Below are 16,471 nucleotides of genomic sequence, written 5' to 3' on the forward strand. Positions count from 1 at the left end.
TGACCCCTTCCTCAACGCCGGGGTTCCCAGCGGAACCACCGTCGTACAGCAAACACCGAGACCACGGTCCAGGCCACAGCGGTCGCCAGGGCGCCGAGCGTCTCGGCCCCGGAGAGCTCCCCGGTCCAGCCGCCGCGCACCAGCGTGATCACCGGGCTCAGCGGAAGGAGCTCGCAGACCGCTGCGAGCTTGTCGGGCATGACCTCGAAGGGGACGAACAGGCCCGAGCCGAACATCGACGCGAACGTCAGGGGCATGGCCATGACCTGCGCCGACTCCACGGACCTGCTGAAACTGGCGGTGACCGCGCCGAGGGCGCCGAACATCACCAGGCCGAGGAGCACGCCGATCACGGCGAGATGAGGTGCGCTCGGCGCCCCGGCGTCGAGCAGCGCGGCACAGGCGATCGCGAGGACGACGCACTGCGTCAGGCCGATGGCGACGGAGGGCAGCGCGGCCCCGGCAAGGATCTCCGGATCCCGCAGCTCACCGGTGCGCAGCCGCTTCAGTACGAGCTCCTCGCGGCGGGCGGCGAAGACGGTGACCAGCGCGGAGTAGACGGCGAAGAGCAGGGAGAAGCCGATGGCTCCGGGCACCACGACGGCCCCGATGGAGAGCCCGTTGCCCTTCAGGTCCATGCTGTCGGCGACCTGGCGCAGGCTGAACGGCATCGCGAGCGGCACGAAGAGGGCGGCGAACAACGTCCCCTTGGTGCGCCCGAGCAGCGTCAGCTCGGCCCGCGCCAGCGCCCGCATCCTCCCCACGGGGGTCGTCGTCGCGGCTCTCGCCACCGTCGCCGTACTGATGCCACTCATGCCACCGTCTCCTTCCGCGCCACACCGGCCACACCAGCCGCATCCGCGGCACCCTCGGCGTCCCGCGCGATGCGCAGGAACGCCTCCTCCAGCGAAGCCGCCCGTACGTCGAGCCGGCCGAGTTCGACGTTCGCGTCCCGCGCCCACAGCAGCAGCCCCGTGGCCGCCCGCTGCAATTCGTGCGTACGCAGCCGGACCCGCTGCCCGACCACCTCGTGGTCGCTCACGCCGAGCTCGCCCAGCGGCGGCAGATCCCCGACGAAGTACCCGGTGGGCAGTTCGAAGGAGACCTGCGAGGGCTGCTGTGCCACCACGTCGGCGACCCGTCCCTCGGCAGCGATCCGCCCCTCGTGCATGATCGCGAGCCGGTCGGCGAGGTTCTCGGCCTCTTCGAGGTAGTGCGTGGTGAGCAGCACGGTCGTGCCGTTGTCGCGCAGGGCCCGCACCAACTCCCAGGTCTCGCGGCGCCCTTCGGCGTCGAGTCCGGTCGTCGGTTCGTCGAGGAAGAGCACCTCGGGCCGGCCGATGAGCGCCGTCGCGAGATCGAGCCGCCGCTTCTCACCCCCGGACAGCATCTTCACGCGTACGCCGGCCCGCTTGCCGAGCCCCACGATCTCCAGGGCCTCCGCGGCGGGACGGGCGCCGCTGGTGCACCCCGCCCACATCCGCACGGTCTCCGTGACCGTCAGTTCGGAGGGAAAGCCGCCCTCCTGGAGCATCACACCGATCCGGTGGCGCACGGCACCCCGCGCGGCGTACGGATCGTGCCCGAGCACCCGCACCCGCCCCCCGGCGGGTGCGGCGAGCCCTTCGAGGAGTTCGAGGGTGGAGGTCTTGCCGGCGCCGTTGGTCCCGAGCAGTGCGAAGAGCTCACCTCGTCCGACGGAGAACGAGACTCCCCGGACCGCCTCGAAACCGCCCCCGTACACGCGCCGCAGATCGGTCACGTCGATCACTTGGTCAGTCATGAGAAGAGCGTCCCCCGGCCCCGGGCGCCGGAGCAGTGCGCGCTGTCACCGGCTCGCATGACAAATGTCAGAAGGCGATCAACAGAGAGGAGGCAGGGGGCACACACGAAGAAGGCCCCGGTCGTGATGACCGGGGCCTTCTTCTCTGGAGCGAACGACGAGGTTCGAACTCGCGACCTCAACCTTGGCAAGGTTGCGCTCTACCAACTGAGCTACGTTCGCATTGCCTCCGACCAGCTCTCACTGATCGGCGCGAGCACCAGCCTACCGCACTCGAAAGAGTGCCTGATCGGCGATGCAGAGCGGGTGACAGGAATTGCACACTGCGCCTTCCCCCTGGAAGGGGGATGTTCTACTACTGAACTACACCCGCAAGACTCCGTGAGGTTCGGGCCTTTCGGCCTTGCCCCTCGGCGTGCTCCAGACTTTAGCCGACCGTCGGGGGTGCAGGTCAAGTCGGTTGCCGAGGGGCCCTCCTGGCCGGGCGTCGGCCCAGGTCGGTCGGCCGTCCTCCGAGCGTCGGTCGGCCGTCCTCCGAGCGTCAGTTGGCCGCCTCGAAGGCTTCGTAGACCTTCTTCGGGATGCGGCCGCGCGGCGGCACGTCCATCTGGTGCGAGCGGGCCCAGGCGCGTACGGCCGCCGGGTTCGCGGCCACCGTCGTGTGCTTGAAGGCCTTGCCGGACTTGGACTGCTTGCGGGCGGCGTCCAGGTACGGGGCAAGTGCCTTGCGCAGTTTCTTGGCATTGGTTTGATTGAGGTCGATCTCGTACGACCTGCCGTCAAGACCGAAGGCGATCGTCTCCGCCGCATCCCCGCCGTCGATGTCGTCAGAGAGAGTGACCACGACACGCTGCGCCACGAATATCGGTCCCTTCGTGCGGCTCTACCGCGTTGACGTGCGGTGATGCCGACTGTCCGGCTGTTATGGGGCACTGTTATGTGCAAAGCATCGGCTAATGCCTTTTCCTTTGTACAGTGCCCGGCATTGCATTGTGAAGCCCGACTAAATCCGCCCGCGTGTCCGGACGCAATGGTGATGCGTGATCTTTTCCGGGATTTTTCGCGAAGGTGCCCTGTTCGATACATGAGTAGGGGTAGGAACGTGACCGTCCTCACGTAGGTTTCTACGAATCTACGCGAGTAGAATTTTTGTGCGGGTAGTCTGAAGGGACCGCTCAGCCAGCACCACACACCGGGAGTGCCAGTGGCACGCGTCGTAGTCGACGTCATGCTCAAGCCGGAGATCCTCGACCCCCAGGGCCAGGCGGTGCAGCGTGCACTGCCGCGCCTCGGATTCAAGGGGATCGCCGACGTACGTCAGGGAAAGCGCTTCGAACTCGAGGTGGACGGGCCCGTCGATGACGCGGCCCTCGCCCGTATCCACGAGATGGCGGAAACCTTCCTCGCCAACACCGTGATCGAGGACTTCTTCGTAAAGGTGGAGGAAGAGAAGTGACTGCTCGAATCGGAGTCGTCACTTTCCCCGGAACGCTCGACGACCGCGACACCCAGCGCGCCGTCCGCGTCGCCGGCGCCGAAGCCGTGCCGCTCTGGCACCGGGACAAGGACCTGAAGCAGGTCGACGCCGTGGTGCTTCCCGGTGGATTCTCGTACGGCGACTATCTGCGGGCCGGGGCCATTTCACGGTTTTCGCCCGTCATGGAGTCGGTCATCGAGCAGGCGAAGGCCGGTATGCCGGTTCTCGGCATCTGCAACGGCTTCCAGGTGCTCACCGAGTCGCACCTGCTGCCCGGCGCGATGCTGAAGAACAACCACCTGCACTTCATCTGCCGCGACCAGAAGCTGCGCGTGGAGACGGCCGACACCGCCTGGACCGCCGATTACGCGGCCGGCCAGGAGATCTCCGTACCGCTGAAGAACATCGACGGCCGTTACGTCGCCGATGAGCGGACCCTGGACATGCTCGAGGCCGAGGGGCGGGTCGTCTTCCGCTACCTGGACGTGAATCCGAACGGGTCGCTGCGCGACATCGCCGGTGTCTCGAACGCCGCGGGCAACGTCGTGGGCCTCATGCCGCACCCCGAGCACGCCGTCGAGCCGCTGGTCGGGACCGGTGGCACGGACGGCCTGGGATTCTTCACCTCGATCCTGAAGAAGCTGGTCAACGTCTGATGACTCTGGACACCGTCAAGCACGCCGCCGAGACCCCCGAGGTCAAGCTGCCCTGGGCCGAACTGGGCCTGAAGGAAGACGAGTACGCGCGCGTACGCGAGATCCTGGGCCGCCGTCCCACCGGCGCCGAGCTCGCCATGTACTCCGTCATGTGGTCCGAGCACTGCTCGTACAAGAGCAGCAAGGTCCACCTGCGCCAGTTCGGCGAGAAGGCCCCCGAGAACGACGCGATGCTCGTCGGCATCGGCGAGAACGCCGGTGTCGTCGACGTCGGCAACGGCTATGCGGTCACCTTCAAGGTCGAGTCGCACAACCACCCCTCGTACGTCGAGCCCTACCAGGGCGCGGCCACCGGTGTCGGCGGCATCGTCCGCGACATCATCGCGATGGGCGCACGCCCGGTCGCGGTCGTGGACCCGCTGCGGATGGGCGCCGCCGACCACCCCGACACGAAGCGTGTCCTGCCGGGTGTCGTCGCGGGCATCGGCGGCTACGGCAACTGCCTGGGCCTGCCGAACATCGGCGGCGAGCTCGTCTTCGACGCCTGCTATCAGGGCAATCCGCTGGTCAACGCCGGTGCGATCGGTGTGATGCGGCACGAGGACATCCACCTCGCGAAGGCCAGCGGCCCCGGCAACAAGGTCATCCTCTACGGGGCCCGCACCGGCGGCGACGGCATCGGCGGTGCCTCGATCCTGGCGAGCGAGACCTTCGACGACACCAAGCCGTCGAAGCGTCCCGCCGTCCAGGTCGGCGACCCCTTCCAGGAGAAGCTCCTCATCGAGTGCACCCTGGAGGCCTTCGCCGAGAAGCTGGTCGTGGGTATTCAGGACCTCGGTGCGGCCGGACTTTCCTGTGCGACCTCCGAGCTGGCGTCCAACGGCTCCGGCGGCATGCGCGTCGAGCTCGACGACGTACCGCTTCGCGACTCCACGCTCACTCCCGAGGAGATCCTCATGAGTGAGTCGCAGGAGCGCATGTGCGCGGTCGTCGAGCCGGAGAAGGTCGAGCGCTTCCTCGCCATCTGCGAGAAGTGGGACGTCATCGCCACCGTCGTCGGTGAAGTGACCGACGGCGACCGGCTTGAGATCTTCTGGCACGGCGAGAAGATCGTCGACCTCGACCCGCGCACCGTCGCCCACGACGGCCCGGTCTACGAGCGCCCCTACGCGCGGCCGAAGTGGCAGGACGCCCTCCAGGCGGACGACGCCAACAAGCTGGCCCGCCCGGCGAGTTCGGACGAGCTGCGCGAGCAGGTCCTCGCGGTCGTCGCGTCGCCGAACCAGGCCTCCAAGGCGTGGGTGACGGACCAGTACGACCGTTTCGTGCAGGGCAACACGGTGCTCGCGCAGCCCGAGGACTCCGGCATGGTCCGCATCGACGAGAAGACCGGCCTCGGTGTCGCCCTCGCCAACGACGGCAACGGCCGCTACTCGAAGCTCGACCCGTACGCCGGCGCGCAGCTCGCCCTGTCGGAGGCGTACCGCAACGTCGCCGCGACCGGCGCCAAGCCGCTCGCCGTGTCGGACTGCCTGAACTTCGGTTCGCCCGAGGACCCGGACGTCATGTGGCAGTTCGCCGAGACCACCCGTGGCCTCGCCGACGCCTGCCAGATCCTGGGCACCCCGGTGACCGGCGGCAATGTCTCCCTCTACAACCAGACCGGTGAGGCGGCGATCCACCCGACGCCCGTCGTCTCCGTCCTCGGTGTGATCGACGACGTCGCGCGGCGCACGCCGATCGCCTTCGCCGAAGAGGGCCAGCTGCTCTACCTCCTCGGTGACACCACCGAGGAGTTCGGCGGCTCGGCCTGGTCGCAGGTCGTCCACGACCACCTCGGCGGGCTTCCCCCGAAGGTCGACCTGGAGCGTGAGCGGCTGCTCGCCGAGATCCTGATCTCGGGCTCGCGCGACGGCATGATCGACGCGGCGCACGACCTCTCGGACGGCGGCCTCGCGCAGGCCGTCGCCGAGTCCTGCCTCCGCGGCGGGAAGGGCGCGCGCCTGGTCGTCCCGGACGGTCTGGACGCGTTCACCCTCCTGTTCTCCGAGTCGGCGGGGCGCGCGGTCGTCTCCGTGCCGCGGAGCGAGGAGCTGCGCTTCACCGACATGTGCGGGGCGCGGGGCCTTCCCGCGACGCGCATCGGTGTGGTCGACGGTGACGCCGTGGAGCTGCAGGGCGAGTTCACGCTGACGCTCGGCGAGATCCGCGAGGCGCACGAGGGAACCCTTCCGGGGCTCTTCGCCTGACGATCACTGCCGCGAGCCCCCGTTCGGACCTGGTCCGGGCGGGGGCTTCGTGCCCTTGCAGGCGATTACGTAATTACGTAATACTTGCTCCATGGATCTGGAAGAGCGCGTCGCCGAGCTGGAACGGCGCATGGCGGAGCTGGAGAGCGCGGGGGCCAGTACGCCAGCCGTGGGCGAGGGTGACTTCTGGGCCCTGGAGGCGCTGAAGGCCCGACTGCCCGAGGCGCGGGTCCCGGACGGCGCCGTCGTGTTCACCGGAGCGGTGCGCGTGCCGACGGGCGAGCGGTACGAGTGGCAGTACGGCCACACCACCGAGCAGCTCCTCGGTGACGACTGGTCCGAGGCCGCGGAGTCGTTCGCCGCGCTCGGGCATCCCGTGCGGCTGAGGCTCCTGCGGGAGATCCTCGGCGGCCGGCGCACCGCGGCCGAGCTCGCGGAACTGGAAGAGATCGGCACGACCGGCCAGATCTACCACCACCTGCGCCAACTGACCGGCGCGGGCTGGCTGCACGCCACGGGGCGCGGGCGGCACGAGGTTCCCGCGGGGCGGGTCGTCCCGCTGCTCGTGGTGCTCTCCGCCTCGCGGCCCTGAACCGACCACTGACCACCGGCCGCCGATCACCGATCACCGGCGCCACTGACACTGGGGGAACCATCATGTCCGTACGTCTGCGCAAGATCGCGGTGCTGCTTCAGCGGCTGCTGTTGCTCGTCGTCCTCGTCCACGTGATCGCCGGGCTCTTCGTGGAGCTGCCCTATCCCTCCTGGTGGGGCGTGATCCCCGCGGCCTGCTTCGTCGTCCTCACCGTCGTGCTCGGCCGGGCGGCCCGCCGGCACCGGGCCGCCCGGGCCGAGCCCCCGGCCCCCGTGGAGATCGCCCCGCCCGTCACCGGCCGCTGGACCGCCCTGAACAGCCCCGCCGACAAGGTGCCGAGCCACGGCACGCACGGCCTCGGGCAGACCTACGCGATCGACATCGTGGCCGAGCCGGAGGGCGGGGAGCGTCCCGCCTTCGCCTGGCTCTGGCCCGTCGCGCGGGGCAACAAGGCCTTCCCCGCCTTCGGGGCCCCGCTCCTGGGCGTCGCCGACGCGACCGTCGTACATGCCGAGGACGGTCAGCGCGACCACCTCAGCCGCAACTCCCTCCTCGCGTATGCCTACTTGTTCATCATCGAGGGCATCGGCAGGACCCTGGGCGGAGCCCGCCGCGTCGTCGGCAACCACATCGTGCTCGACCTCGGTGAGGGGACGTACGCCGTGTACGCCCACGTCCAGCAGGGTTCGCTCGCGGTCCGCGCGGGGGACAAGGTCGTCGCCGGGCAGGCCATCGCCCGCTGCGGGAACTCCGGCAACACCACCGAACCCCACGTGCACTTCCAGCTGATGGACGGCCCCGACCTGGACACCGCGCGGGGTGTGCCGTTCCGCTGGCGGGGGGTCGGAGTGCCCGCGAACGGCGAGACGTTCACGGTGGGGGAAGAAGCCGTCCCGGTACCGTGACCTGCATGACTGAGGAGCTGGGGCTGCGTGCGCGCAAGAAGAGACAGACCGCGTCGCGGATCTGGCAGGCGGCCGTGGACCTCTGTTCCGAGCGGGGCTTCGACCACGTCTCCGTAGCGGAGATCGCCGAGGCGGCCGAGGTGTCGAAGATGACCGTCTTCAACTACTTCGGCACCAAGGAAGGCGTGATCGTCAGCCCCATGGAGGAGCACGTCGGCGATCCCGCTCGCGCGGTGCGCGAGCGGCAGCCGGGGGAGTCCGCGGTCGCCGCGCTGCGCGGCCAGTTCCTGGAGCAGGTCACCGGGCGTGACGCCTCGATCGGCCTCAGCGGCGACCCGCGCACCCTCAAGGTGCGCCAGCTCATCAGCGAGACACCGACCCTCGCGCACCGCATGGTGAGCTTCCACATGCGCAGCGTCCAGCTCCTCGCGGACGCCCTCGCCGAGGAGACGGGCGACATGCTCCTCGCCCGCGTCGCCGCCGCCCAGCTGATCGGCGCCCGGAACGCGCTCATCATGGAGAACCACCAGCGCAGCCTCGTCGACGACCCGCTCGACGAGATCGCGAAGGACTGCGCCGCGTCCGCCGAGCGCGTCTTCGGCCAGGTGGAAAAGGGTCTCCAGGGGTACCCCGGGAAGAATTAGGCTCGGCCCATGCCACCGGCCAAGAAGCGCACACGCTCGTACGACGCCGCCAAGATCCGCACCGCCGTGCTCGCCCAGTTCGGGAACGTACGGGAAGCGGTCGGCGCCCTGGAGCCCGAGCAGCTCGCCCTGCCGACCCGGCTCGGGAGCTGGACCGTCCGCGAGCTGGCCGCGCACCTCACGATGGCCCTCGGCGGCGCCACCCGCTTCCTCGCCATGCCCGAGCCAGCGGCACGCGAAGTGGCCCTGCTGGACTGGCCGTTCGCGACCGCCTCGGCCGCGGCGCAGGTCGACGAGGCGTCGCGGGCCTTCGCCGCGCAGGAGGATCTGGCGGGGCTGTACACGCGCACGCTCGCCGATTTCGAGGCCGCGCTGCCCGACGTCACGGCCGGGCGCCTCATGCCCACCCGGTTCGGTGCGATGACCCTGGAGGACTTCCTGGTCACCCGGACCGTCGAACTCATCGTCCACACCGACGACCTGAACGACGCGGTGCCGGGCCTGGACGTCCCGTACGACCGGCAGGCCCTGGCCGCCTGCACCCGGCTGCTCGCCGACGCCCTCGCCGTGAAGGTGCCCGGCGGCGCCGTCGAGGTCAGGATCCCGCCGTTCGCCGTGGTCCAGTGCGTGGAAGGGCCCCGGCACACCCGCGGCACCCCGCCGAACGTCGTCGAGACGGACCCGCTCACCTGGATCCGCCTCGCGACCGGGCGCAGCGACTGGAAGACGGCCCTCGAAGCGGCGAAGGTCAGCGCGAGCGGGGAGCGGGCGGATCTCGCCGCGCTGCTGCCGGTCATGAGCTAGCCGGAACCGCCCGGCGGGCGGGAGGGGAACCAGATCACCCACTTGTCCCGTCACAGCGGCATGCAGAAGCAACGACTGACTCCGACCGTCATGGCCCTGGCCGCCGCGGGCATGCTCACCGCGTGCGGCACCGAGACCGGATCCGGCAGCGGGTCCGTCGGGTCCGAACCGTCCCTCACCGGCGTCCACTGGAGCGTCGAGAGCGTCACGGTGGACGGCAAGAAACAGCAGGCCCCGGCCGACGCCTACGTCAAGATCGGCGACAAGGGGAAGGCCGAGGGCAACTACGGCTGCAACGGCTTCTCCGCGGACGTCTCGACGGACGGCGACAGCGTCGACTTCGCCAACGCCATCTCCACCAAGCGGGGCTGCGACGAACTCGACTTCGAGGACGCCTTCAAGGGCGCTCTCGGCAAGGGCGGCCTGAAGGCCGCGGTCGACGGGGACAAGCTCACGCTGACCACCGACAAGGGAGACCGCGTGGCCCTCACCTCGGAGCCGGACGTCCCGCTGACGGGCACCAAGTGGAAGGTGAACGCCATCGGCGACGAGAAGGCGGCGACGCCCCTGCCGAAGGAAGTGGAGGGCAAGGCCCATCTGACCTTCGGCAAGGACGGCACCGTTCGCGGCAACCTCGGCTGCAACACCGTCTCGGCCAAGGCGGAGGTGAAGGACGGGCAGATCACCCTGGGCGCCCCGCGGACCACCCGGATGATGTGCCAGGGGGCCGCGGGCGACACCGAGAAGAAGCTCCTCAAGCTCTTCGACGGCAAGGTGAGTTACCGCCTGAGCCACGGCGGGCTCTCGCTCACCGCGGCCGACGGCACGGTCGTCAGCGCGAACGCCGACCAGAAGAAGTAGCGACGCGGCGGGTGCGGGACTTCAGCAGGAACGCCCCGCCGAAGGCGAGCATCAGGCCGCCGCCGATGGAGTAGGCGAGCGTGGTGTCGGAGTCGCCGCCGGTCTCGGCGAGTTCGGTGGAACCGCCTTCGGGGCGTGCGTCGTTGGGGGCTGCGGCGTCATCGGGTGCGGCAGCGTCGCCGGGGGCCGTCGCGGCCTCGTCCCGCACGGGCTCGGGCTCAGCGGCCTTCGCGGGAGCCGCAGGCGCCGCCACCCCGTCCAGGCTCACCTGCACCGTCGCCGCGTCCGCCGCCGCCTTGACGACCTTGACCTCGACCTTCCTGGCCTTGTCCGTCAGCGTCGCCCCCGCCTTGAGCGCGTCCGCGTCGGCCGGGGCTTCGCCGCCGGTGGACTCGTCGGCGTCCGGCGTCGGGTCGATGAGCGCCGACTTCGTGTAGTCCTTCTCCGGCACCCGGTAGGCGTGCACGCCCTGGATCTCCCCGTCGACGGTGCCCGACTTGTGCCGAAGCTCCACGACCAGGCGGTCGTCGCCCAGCGGGATGTCGAGCGCACGGACCCCGCCGCCACTCCCGTACAGCGGACGCAGCGTGTACGTCGCCGACTTGGTGACCTCTCCGACCTCGCCACCCGTCAGCCACTTGTTGTGGAGCAGCTCGGGCGAGGTGAGCCCGGCCTCCCAACCGCCGCCGCCCATCGGGGTCTTGTGGCTGGTGCCGTCCTCCTTGCAGCCGGCGCCCAGGTCGCCTTCGGGGCAGCGGAGCCGCATGTGGTGGCTGTAGCCGAAGTTGTGGCCGAACTCGTGGACCAGGGCCGTCATCGACATCTTGCCGTCGGCGCCGATGGGCATCCAGGTGGTGCCGCCGCCGACGGTGCCGAGCGCGAGCCAGTCGCAGCCCGCCTTCTCCGAGGGGAAGACGAGCGACAGGTGGTCGTAGCTGTCCTCGGGGACGCCCTTCGCGGCGAGGGCCTTGCGCGTCAGGTCGTTGATCTTGCCGGTGTCGCAGCCGGTGGCCGCGAGATCGATGTCGACGGGCCCGGTGACCCCGTCGCCCTCGGCGGCCTTGAAGGTGGTCGCGCCTCCGGTGACCTCGTTGTAGTACGAGGTGAGGGAGCCGGTGGAGCCGAAGTAGTTGTCCTTCAGGGCGATTTCGAGCTTGCCCGCGTCCGGGATACGGCTGTCCGTGAAGTTGACCATGGCGACCTGGACGCGCCGCTGAGGCTCGTCGGCGGCGGGCGCGGGCGCGGCTGCGGCAGCGGTCAGGGCGGCGGCCACGGCGGCCGGTATGAGGCAGAGGCGCGGGGACGGCTTCATGGGGGGACCTTCCGAGTGGGGGTTCGCGCGGGCCTGTAGATCAACTTGGGCGCGCGCGAGGCACGTTAGCGATCACTTCGGTCCACGCGAACCCCCAAGAAGGCTTCTTAGGCCGCGCTTAAGGCTCAGTTCAGGCTGACGGCTCGGCTTCAGGCAGCCGGTCGGAGGCAGATCGGCAGCCGGTCACGCGGCCGGATACGGCAGCAGCCCCCCGTCCGTCTTCTCCCACGCCGCCTTCAGCTCGGCGAGCAGCTTCGGCTCGTCCGGCGCCCGGTCGGCCTGCTCCCGCTGGTCCGCCGCGAGGTTGAAGAGCTGGTCCTTGCCGCCCTTGCCCCGGTAGTACTTCCACTCCCCGCGCCGCAGCGCCCGCTCCCCGCGCACCCGCCAGAACAGCTCACGCTCGGCGAGCTCCTCGCCCTTGAGGAGATAGGGCGCGAGGCTGGTCCCGTCCAGTGCGTACGCGGGGTTGGGCCGCGCCCCGCCGATGTCGAGCAGCGTCGCCGTCCAGTCGGGGGTGAACACCGGCTCGTGGCTGACCTGCCCGCCGTCGAGCCGCGCGGGCCACCGCACGATGGTCGGCACGCGGATGCCGCCCTCCTGGAGCGAGGCCTTGTTGCCCGACAGGGGCCAGTTGTACGAGAAGCGCTCGCCGCCGTTGTCGGAGGCGAAGAACACCAGGGTGTCCCGCTCCTGCCCGGACTTCTTCAGGGCCTTCAGGACCTCGCCGACCGACCGGTCCAGGTCCTGCACCATCTCCGTGTACTTCTCGACGGAACCGCCGTCCTGGTGCCAGAGCGCACCCTTCTCGCCCGCCTTGATCCTGCGGACGATCTCGGCGCTCTCCTCCTTGTCGCCGTCCGCTATCCACGGCCAGTGCGGGGTGGTGAAGTTCAGATTGAGCAGCCACGGCTTGTCCCCGTGGTCCCGCCCGACGTACTCGCTCGCCCGCTCGGTCAGGATGCGCGTGTAGTAGCGCAGGTCCTTGTACTCCGCGTCGCCCTCGTAGAGGTCGTACTCACCGCCGAGCCCCAGCTTCGAGTAGTACTCAAGGGCCCCGCCGAAGTTCCCGAAGAACTCGTCCCAGCCCGATCGGGTGGGCGAGTAGTCCGGCAGATAGCCGCAGTGCCACTTGCCGATCAGGGCGGTCGCGTACCCGGCGTCCCGCAGCAGCGAGGCCAGCGTGGGGTGGGTCGGCTCCAGCCCCACGGACTTGTCCGCGATGGGCTCGGCGAGCCCGCCCTTCGTACGTCCCGGGAAGCGCCCGGTGTAGAGGCTGAAGCGGGTCGGCGAGCAGGTCGCCGAGCCCGAGTAGGCGTCGGTGAAGCGCACGCCCTGGCGCGCGAGGCGGTCCAGGTTGGGGGTCTTGATGTGCGGCGACCCGTAGGAGGAGAGGTCGGCCCAGCCGAGGTCGTCGCCGAGGATGAAGAGGATGTTGGGCCGCTTGGCGCCACGGCCCGGGGCCGCGCGGAAGGGCCGCTCGCGGGCCTCGGCGGCGGCGGGCAGGCCCACCGCGGCGGCGGCTCCGGCTCCCACGGCGCCCCCGAAGGCGCGTCGGGACAGGGCGGACGGGTGGTGCGAAGGCGTCGCTGACATGGCTGTGCTCCTGATCGGGGCACGGCGCGGCGAGGGGCACGTACCCGGAGACGGGAAAGGCGAGGAAAAGCGGGACGGAGAGTGAGCTCAGACAGCGCTGCGACAGATGGCGCTCGCGACACGGACCAGGTCGACGTGGCGGCGCTCCACAAGGATGACCGTCGGGTCACCGAGGGGCTGCAGGGGCATGGACCAGGAGCTTCACGGGACCCGCCCGCCCCTGTCAACGCTCCCGCTCACCTGTTCACAAGGGCTTCGTACTCCACGCGTACTCCACGGACGCACCGGGAGCGTCATCACGCTCCGTGCGGGGCCCGTATCCCCAATTCGGACCAGTGGTCGATCTCGCCTACACTCGGTGTCGTGCCACGTGGTGACGGTCGACTCAATCATGATCTGCTCCCCGGCGAGAAAGGCCCCCAGGACGCTTGCGGCGTCTTCGGTGTCTGGGCTCCGGGTGAAGAGGTCGCCAAGCTCACTTACTTCGGGCTGTACGCCCTCCAGCATCGAGGCCAGGAGTCCGCGGGAATCGCGGTCAGCAACGGCTCCCAGATCCTTGTCTTCAAGGACATGGGGCTCGTATCCCAGGTCTTTGACGAAACCTCTCTCAGCTCGCTCCAGGGTCACATCGCGGTCGGTCACGCCCGCTACTCGACCACCGGGGCCTCCGTCTGGGAGAACGCCCAGCCGACGTTCCGTGCCACCGCGCACGGCTCCATCGCGCTCGGGCACAACGGCAACCTCGTCAACACGGCCCAGCTCGCCGATCTTGTCGCCGACCTGCCCAAGGAGAACGGCCGCGCGACCCAGGTCGCGGCGACCAACGACACCGACCTGGTGACGGCTCTCCTCGCGGGCCAGGTGGACGACGACGGCAAGCCGCTGACCATCGAAGAAGCCGCCAAGAAGGTCCTCCCGGACGTGCAGGGCGCCTTCTCCCTCGTCTTCATGAACGAGCACACGCTGTACGCGGCCCGCGACCCGCAGGGCATCCGCCCGCTGGTCCTCGGCCGCCTGGAGCGCGGCTGGGTCGTGGCATCGGAGTCCGCGGCGCTGGACATCTGCGGCGCCAGCTTCGTCCGCGAGGTCGAGCCCGGCGAGTTCATCGCGGTCGACGAGAACGGACTGCGAACGTCCCGCTTCGCGGAAGCGAAGCCCAAGGGCTGTGTCTTCGAGTACGTCTATCTGGCGCGCCCCGACACCGACATCGCGGGCCGGAACGTCTACCTCTCGCGCGTCGAGATGGGCCGAAAACTCGCGAAGGAAGCTCCGGCGGAAGCCGACCTCGTCATAGCGACCCCGGAGTCCGGAACGCCCGCCGCGATCGGTTACGCGGAAGCATCCGGCATCCCCTTCGGCGCCGGACTGGTCAAGAACGCCTACGTCGGCCGGACCTTCATCCAGCCCTCGCAGACGATCCGCCAGCTCGGCATCCGTCTCAAGCTGAACCCCCTCAAGGAAGTCATCAAGGGCAAGCGTCTTGTCGTCGTCGACGACTCGATCGTCCGCGGCAACACCCAGCGCGCCCTGGTCAAGATGCTCCGCGAGGCCGGAGCCGCCGAGATCCACATCCGGATCTCCTCGCCGCCCGTGAAGTGGCCCTGCTTCTTCGGCATCGACTTCGCGACCCGCGCCGAGCTCATCGCCAACGGCATGACGATCGACGAGATCGCCACGTCCATGGGCGCCGACTCCCTCTCGTACATCTCCATCGACGGCATGATCGAGGCCACGACCATCGACAAGCCGAACCTGTGCCGCGCCTGCTTCGACGGCGTGTACCCGATGGACCTCCCCGACCCCGAGCTGCTCGGCAAGCAGCTCCTGGAGACGGAGCTGGCCGCCGGTCCGGCGTCCACGGCAGCGGCCGACGCGATCCGTCGCCCGTAAGCCACCCGTAGTAACGACACGAAAGCTCTCATCCCCCATGCCTGAGACCACTGGTGCCAGCTACGCCTCCGCAGGCGTCGACATCGAGGCGGGCGACCGCGCCGTCGAGCTGATGAAGGAGTGGGTGAAGAAGACGAAGCGCCCCGAGGTCCTCGGCGGCATCGGCGGCTTCGCCGGACTCTTCGACGCTTCCGCCCTCAAGCGCTTCGAGCGCCCGCTCCTCGCCTCCGCCACCGACGGTGTCGGCACGAAGGTCGACGTCGCCCGCCAGCTCGGCGTGTACGACACCATCGGGCACGACCTGGTCGCGATGGTCATGGACGACATCGTGGTGTGCGGCGCGGAGCCGCTCTTCATGACCGACTACATCTGCGTCGGCAAGGTCCACCCCGAGCGTGTCGCGGCCATCGTGAAGGGCATCGCCGAGGGCTGTGTACTCGCCGGCTGCGCCCTCATCGGCGGCGAGACGGCCGAGCACCCGGGCCTGCTCGGCCCGGACGACTTCGACGTCGCGGGCGCCGGCACGGGCGCGGTCGAGGCCGACCGCGTGCTCGGCCCCGATCGCATCCGTAAGGGTGACGCCGTCATCGCGATGGCGGCCTCCGGTCTTCACTCGAACGGGTACTCGCTCGTCCGGCACGTGGTCTTCGACCGCGCGGGATGGTCCCTGGACCGCCAGGTCGAGGAGTTCGGCCGCACGCTCGGCGAGGAGCTCCTGGAGCCCACCAAGATCTACTCCCTGGACTGCCTGGCGCTCACCCGCACCACGGACGTCCACGCCTTCAGCCACATCACGGGCGGCGGCCTTGCGGCGAACCTGGGCCGGGTCATCCCGGACGGCCTGCACGCGATCGTCGACCGCGAGACCTGGACGCCCGGCGCGGTCTTCGACGTCGTCGGCAAGGCGGGCCAGGTCGAGCGCCTCGAGCTGGAGAAGACGCTGAACATGGGCGTCGGCATGATGGCGATCGTCCCCGAGGAGTCCGCCGACGCGGCCCTGGCGACCCTCGCGGACCGCGGCGTGGACGCCTGGATCGCCGGTGAGATCACCGAGCGCGGGGACCACGCGACGGGCGCTGAGCTCATCGGTGACTACGCCAAGTAAGCCCTCAGGGCAGCACAAAACCCGGTCCGGTGTGGTGACCACCCCGGACCGGGTGAGGTGCAGTTGCTACGAGAACTGCGAATACTGCAAGTGCTGCGAATACAACGAGGTCAAGCGCCGCGGCGCTGCGGCGAAGAACCGGACTCGTCGGAAGAGTCCTCGTCTTCGTCGTCGTTATAGCGATCCGCGTACTGGGCGTACGGGTCGTCTTCTTCCTCGTCGTCGTCTTCGAACGGCTCGCTGTTAGGCGGCTGTTGCGAAGTCGAAGCGCCCAGCTCATTGGCCAGACGCGAGAGGTCAGTCCCGCCGCTGCTGTACTTCAGCTGGCGGGCGACCTTCGTCTGCTTGGCCTTTGCCCGGCCGCGCCCCATGGCTCGACCCCCTCGGATATGGGGCTTGGTGACCCCAGAGTCTTGACACGCGTTCATGATCAGGAACGGGCTCTCCGTGGAGAGGCCGGTCCGTAGGGCTTCCACGGTACCTGCTCCTGCGGCCATACGGTACGTCGCCCGCAGGACGCGCCTCGGCGCAGAACCCGCGAGGAGCCCTGTCCTCGCTGGTCAACTGCGATTTTAACCTCTTCTTGCCGGGCGACCC

The 16,471-nt window shown here is 69.5% G+C and carries 17 protein-coding genes and 2 tRNA genes; 10 read left to right on the top strand and 9 right to left on the bottom strand.

The window, feature by feature from the left end; translation table 11 throughout:
* Window positions 1-11: 11 nt before the first annotated feature.
* From M4V62_RS22465 to M4V62_RS22485, 5 genes are all read right to left on the bottom strand, one after another.
* Window positions 12-815, bottom strand: coding sequence for an ABC transporter permease (locus tag M4V62_RS22465; RefSeq protein ID WP_249589033.1), 804 nt, complete (start codon window positions 813-815; stop codon window positions 12-14).
* Complete coding sequence (locus M4V62_RS22470) at window positions 812-1,783, bottom strand: ABC transporter ATP-binding protein (RefSeq protein ID WP_249589034.1); 972 nt, start codon at window positions 1,781-1,783, stop codon at window positions 812-814. The genes M4V62_RS22465 and M4V62_RS22470 overlap by 4 nt, the downstream gene beginning before the upstream one ends.
* Window positions 1,784-1,929: 146 nt before the next feature.
* Window positions 1,930-2,005, bottom strand: a tRNA-Gly gene (locus M4V62_RS22475).
* A gap of 79 nt (window positions 2,006-2,084) precedes the next feature.
* Window positions 2,085-2,156 (bottom strand) — tRNA-Gly (locus M4V62_RS22480).
* Between the two features lie 168 nt (window positions 2,157-2,324).
* Window positions 2,325-2,642 (bottom strand): histone-like nucleoid-structuring protein Lsr2, encoded by a 318-nt coding sequence (locus M4V62_RS22485; RefSeq protein WP_249589035.1) that lies wholly within the window; start codon window positions 2,640-2,642, stop codon window positions 2,325-2,327.
* A 345-nt stretch (window positions 2,643-2,987) separates the two neighbouring features.
* On the opposite strand from M4V62_RS22485, the gene purS reads away from it, so the two are divergent.
* The 8 genes from purS (at window position 2,988) to M4V62_RS22525 (ending at window position 9,974) form a co-directional block, all read left to right on the top strand.
* Window positions 2,988-3,239 (top strand): phosphoribosylformylglycinamidine synthase subunit PurS, encoded by a 252-nt coding sequence (purS, locus tag M4V62_RS22490; RefSeq protein WP_135332092.1) that lies wholly within the window; start codon window positions 2,988-2,990, stop codon window positions 3,237-3,239.
* Complete coding sequence (gene purQ / locus M4V62_RS22495) at window positions 3,236-3,916, top strand: phosphoribosylformylglycinamidine synthase subunit PurQ (RefSeq protein WP_249589036.1); 681 nt, start codon at window positions 3,236-3,238, stop codon at window positions 3,914-3,916. The genes purS and purQ overlap by 4 nt, the downstream gene beginning before the upstream one ends.
* Entirely contained in the window at window positions 3,916-6,165 is a 2,250-nt protein-coding gene (gene purL / locus M4V62_RS22500; RefSeq protein ID WP_249589037.1) for a phosphoribosylformylglycinamidine synthase subunit PurL, read from the top strand. Before purQ ends, purL begins: the two co-directional genes overlap by 1 nt.
* A 91-nt stretch (window positions 6,166-6,256) precedes the next feature.
* The gene (locus M4V62_RS22505) at window positions 6,257-6,757 is read left to right on the top strand and encodes an ArsR/SmtB family transcription factor (protein ID WP_249589038.1); all 501 of its coding nucleotides are present in this window, start codon (window positions 6,257-6,259) and stop codon (window positions 6,755-6,757) included.
* Window positions 6,758-6,822: 65 nt separating this feature from the next.
* Window positions 6,823-7,665, top strand: coding sequence for a M23 family metallopeptidase (locus M4V62_RS22510; protein ID WP_249589039.1), 843 nt, complete (start codon window positions 6,823-6,825; stop codon window positions 7,663-7,665).
* A gap of 5 nt (window positions 7,666-7,670) precedes the next feature.
* Entirely contained in the window at window positions 7,671-8,309 is a 639-nt protein-coding gene (locus M4V62_RS22515) for a TetR/AcrR family transcriptional regulator (RefSeq protein ID WP_249589040.1), read from the top strand.
* Window positions 8,310-8,318: 9 nt separating this feature from the next.
* Entirely contained in the window at window positions 8,319-9,113 is a 795-nt protein-coding gene (locus M4V62_RS22520; protein ID WP_249589041.1) for a maleylpyruvate isomerase family mycothiol-dependent enzyme, read from the top strand.
* Window positions 9,114-9,173: 60 nt separating this feature from the next.
* A complete protein-coding gene (locus M4V62_RS22525; RefSeq protein ID WP_249589042.1) occupies window positions 9,174-9,974 on the top strand; it encodes an META domain-containing protein in 801 nt (266 codons plus the stop codon).
* Here M4V62_RS22525 and M4V62_RS22530 read toward each other — a convergent pair.
* The 3 genes from M4V62_RS22530 to M4V62_RS43750 form a co-directional block, all read right to left on the bottom strand.
* On the bottom strand, window positions 9,946-11,286 hold the full coding sequence (locus M4V62_RS22530; RefSeq protein WP_249589043.1) for an LPXTG cell wall anchor domain-containing protein: 1,341 nt from the start codon (window positions 11,284-11,286) through the stop codon (window positions 9,946-9,948). The genes M4V62_RS22525 and M4V62_RS22530 overlap by 29 nt on opposite strands.
* Before the next feature lie 183 nt (window positions 11,287-11,469).
* The gene (locus tag M4V62_RS22535) at window positions 11,470-12,879 is read right to left on the bottom strand and encodes a sulfatase family protein (RefSeq protein WP_249589044.1); all 1,410 of its coding nucleotides are present in this window, start codon (window positions 12,877-12,879) and stop codon (window positions 11,470-11,472) included.
* Window positions 12,880-12,966: 87 nt separating this feature from the next.
* Complete coding sequence (locus M4V62_RS43750) at window positions 12,967-13,068, bottom strand: putative leader peptide (RefSeq protein WP_344646327.1); 102 nt, start codon at window positions 13,066-13,068, stop codon at window positions 12,967-12,969.
* A gap of 174 nt (window positions 13,069-13,242) precedes the next feature.
* Between M4V62_RS43750 and purF the strand changes: the two genes are divergently transcribed.
* A complete protein-coding gene (gene purF / locus M4V62_RS22540) occupies window positions 13,243-14,769 on the top strand; it encodes an amidophosphoribosyltransferase (RefSeq protein ID WP_249589045.1) in 1,527 nt (508 codons plus the stop codon).
* Window positions 14,770-14,806: 37 nt separating this feature from the next.
* Entirely contained in the window at window positions 14,807-15,874 is a 1,068-nt protein-coding gene (purM, locus tag M4V62_RS22545; RefSeq protein WP_249589046.1) for a phosphoribosylformylglycinamidine cyclo-ligase, read from the top strand.
* A gap of 110 nt (window positions 15,875-15,984) precedes the next feature.
* Here the strand turns inward: purM and M4V62_RS22550 are convergent, their stop codons facing one another.
* The gene (locus M4V62_RS22550) at window positions 15,985-16,245 is read right to left on the bottom strand and encodes a DUF3073 domain-containing protein (protein ID WP_249589047.1); all 261 of its coding nucleotides are present in this window, start codon (window positions 16,243-16,245) and stop codon (window positions 15,985-15,987) included.
* Between the last annotated feature and the right edge of the window lie 226 nt (window positions 16,246-16,471).

It is taken from the genome of Streptomyces durmitorensis (assembly GCF_023498005.1).
GTDB lineage: Bacteria > Actinomycetota > Actinomycetes > Streptomycetales > Streptomycetaceae > Streptomyces > Streptomyces durmitorensis.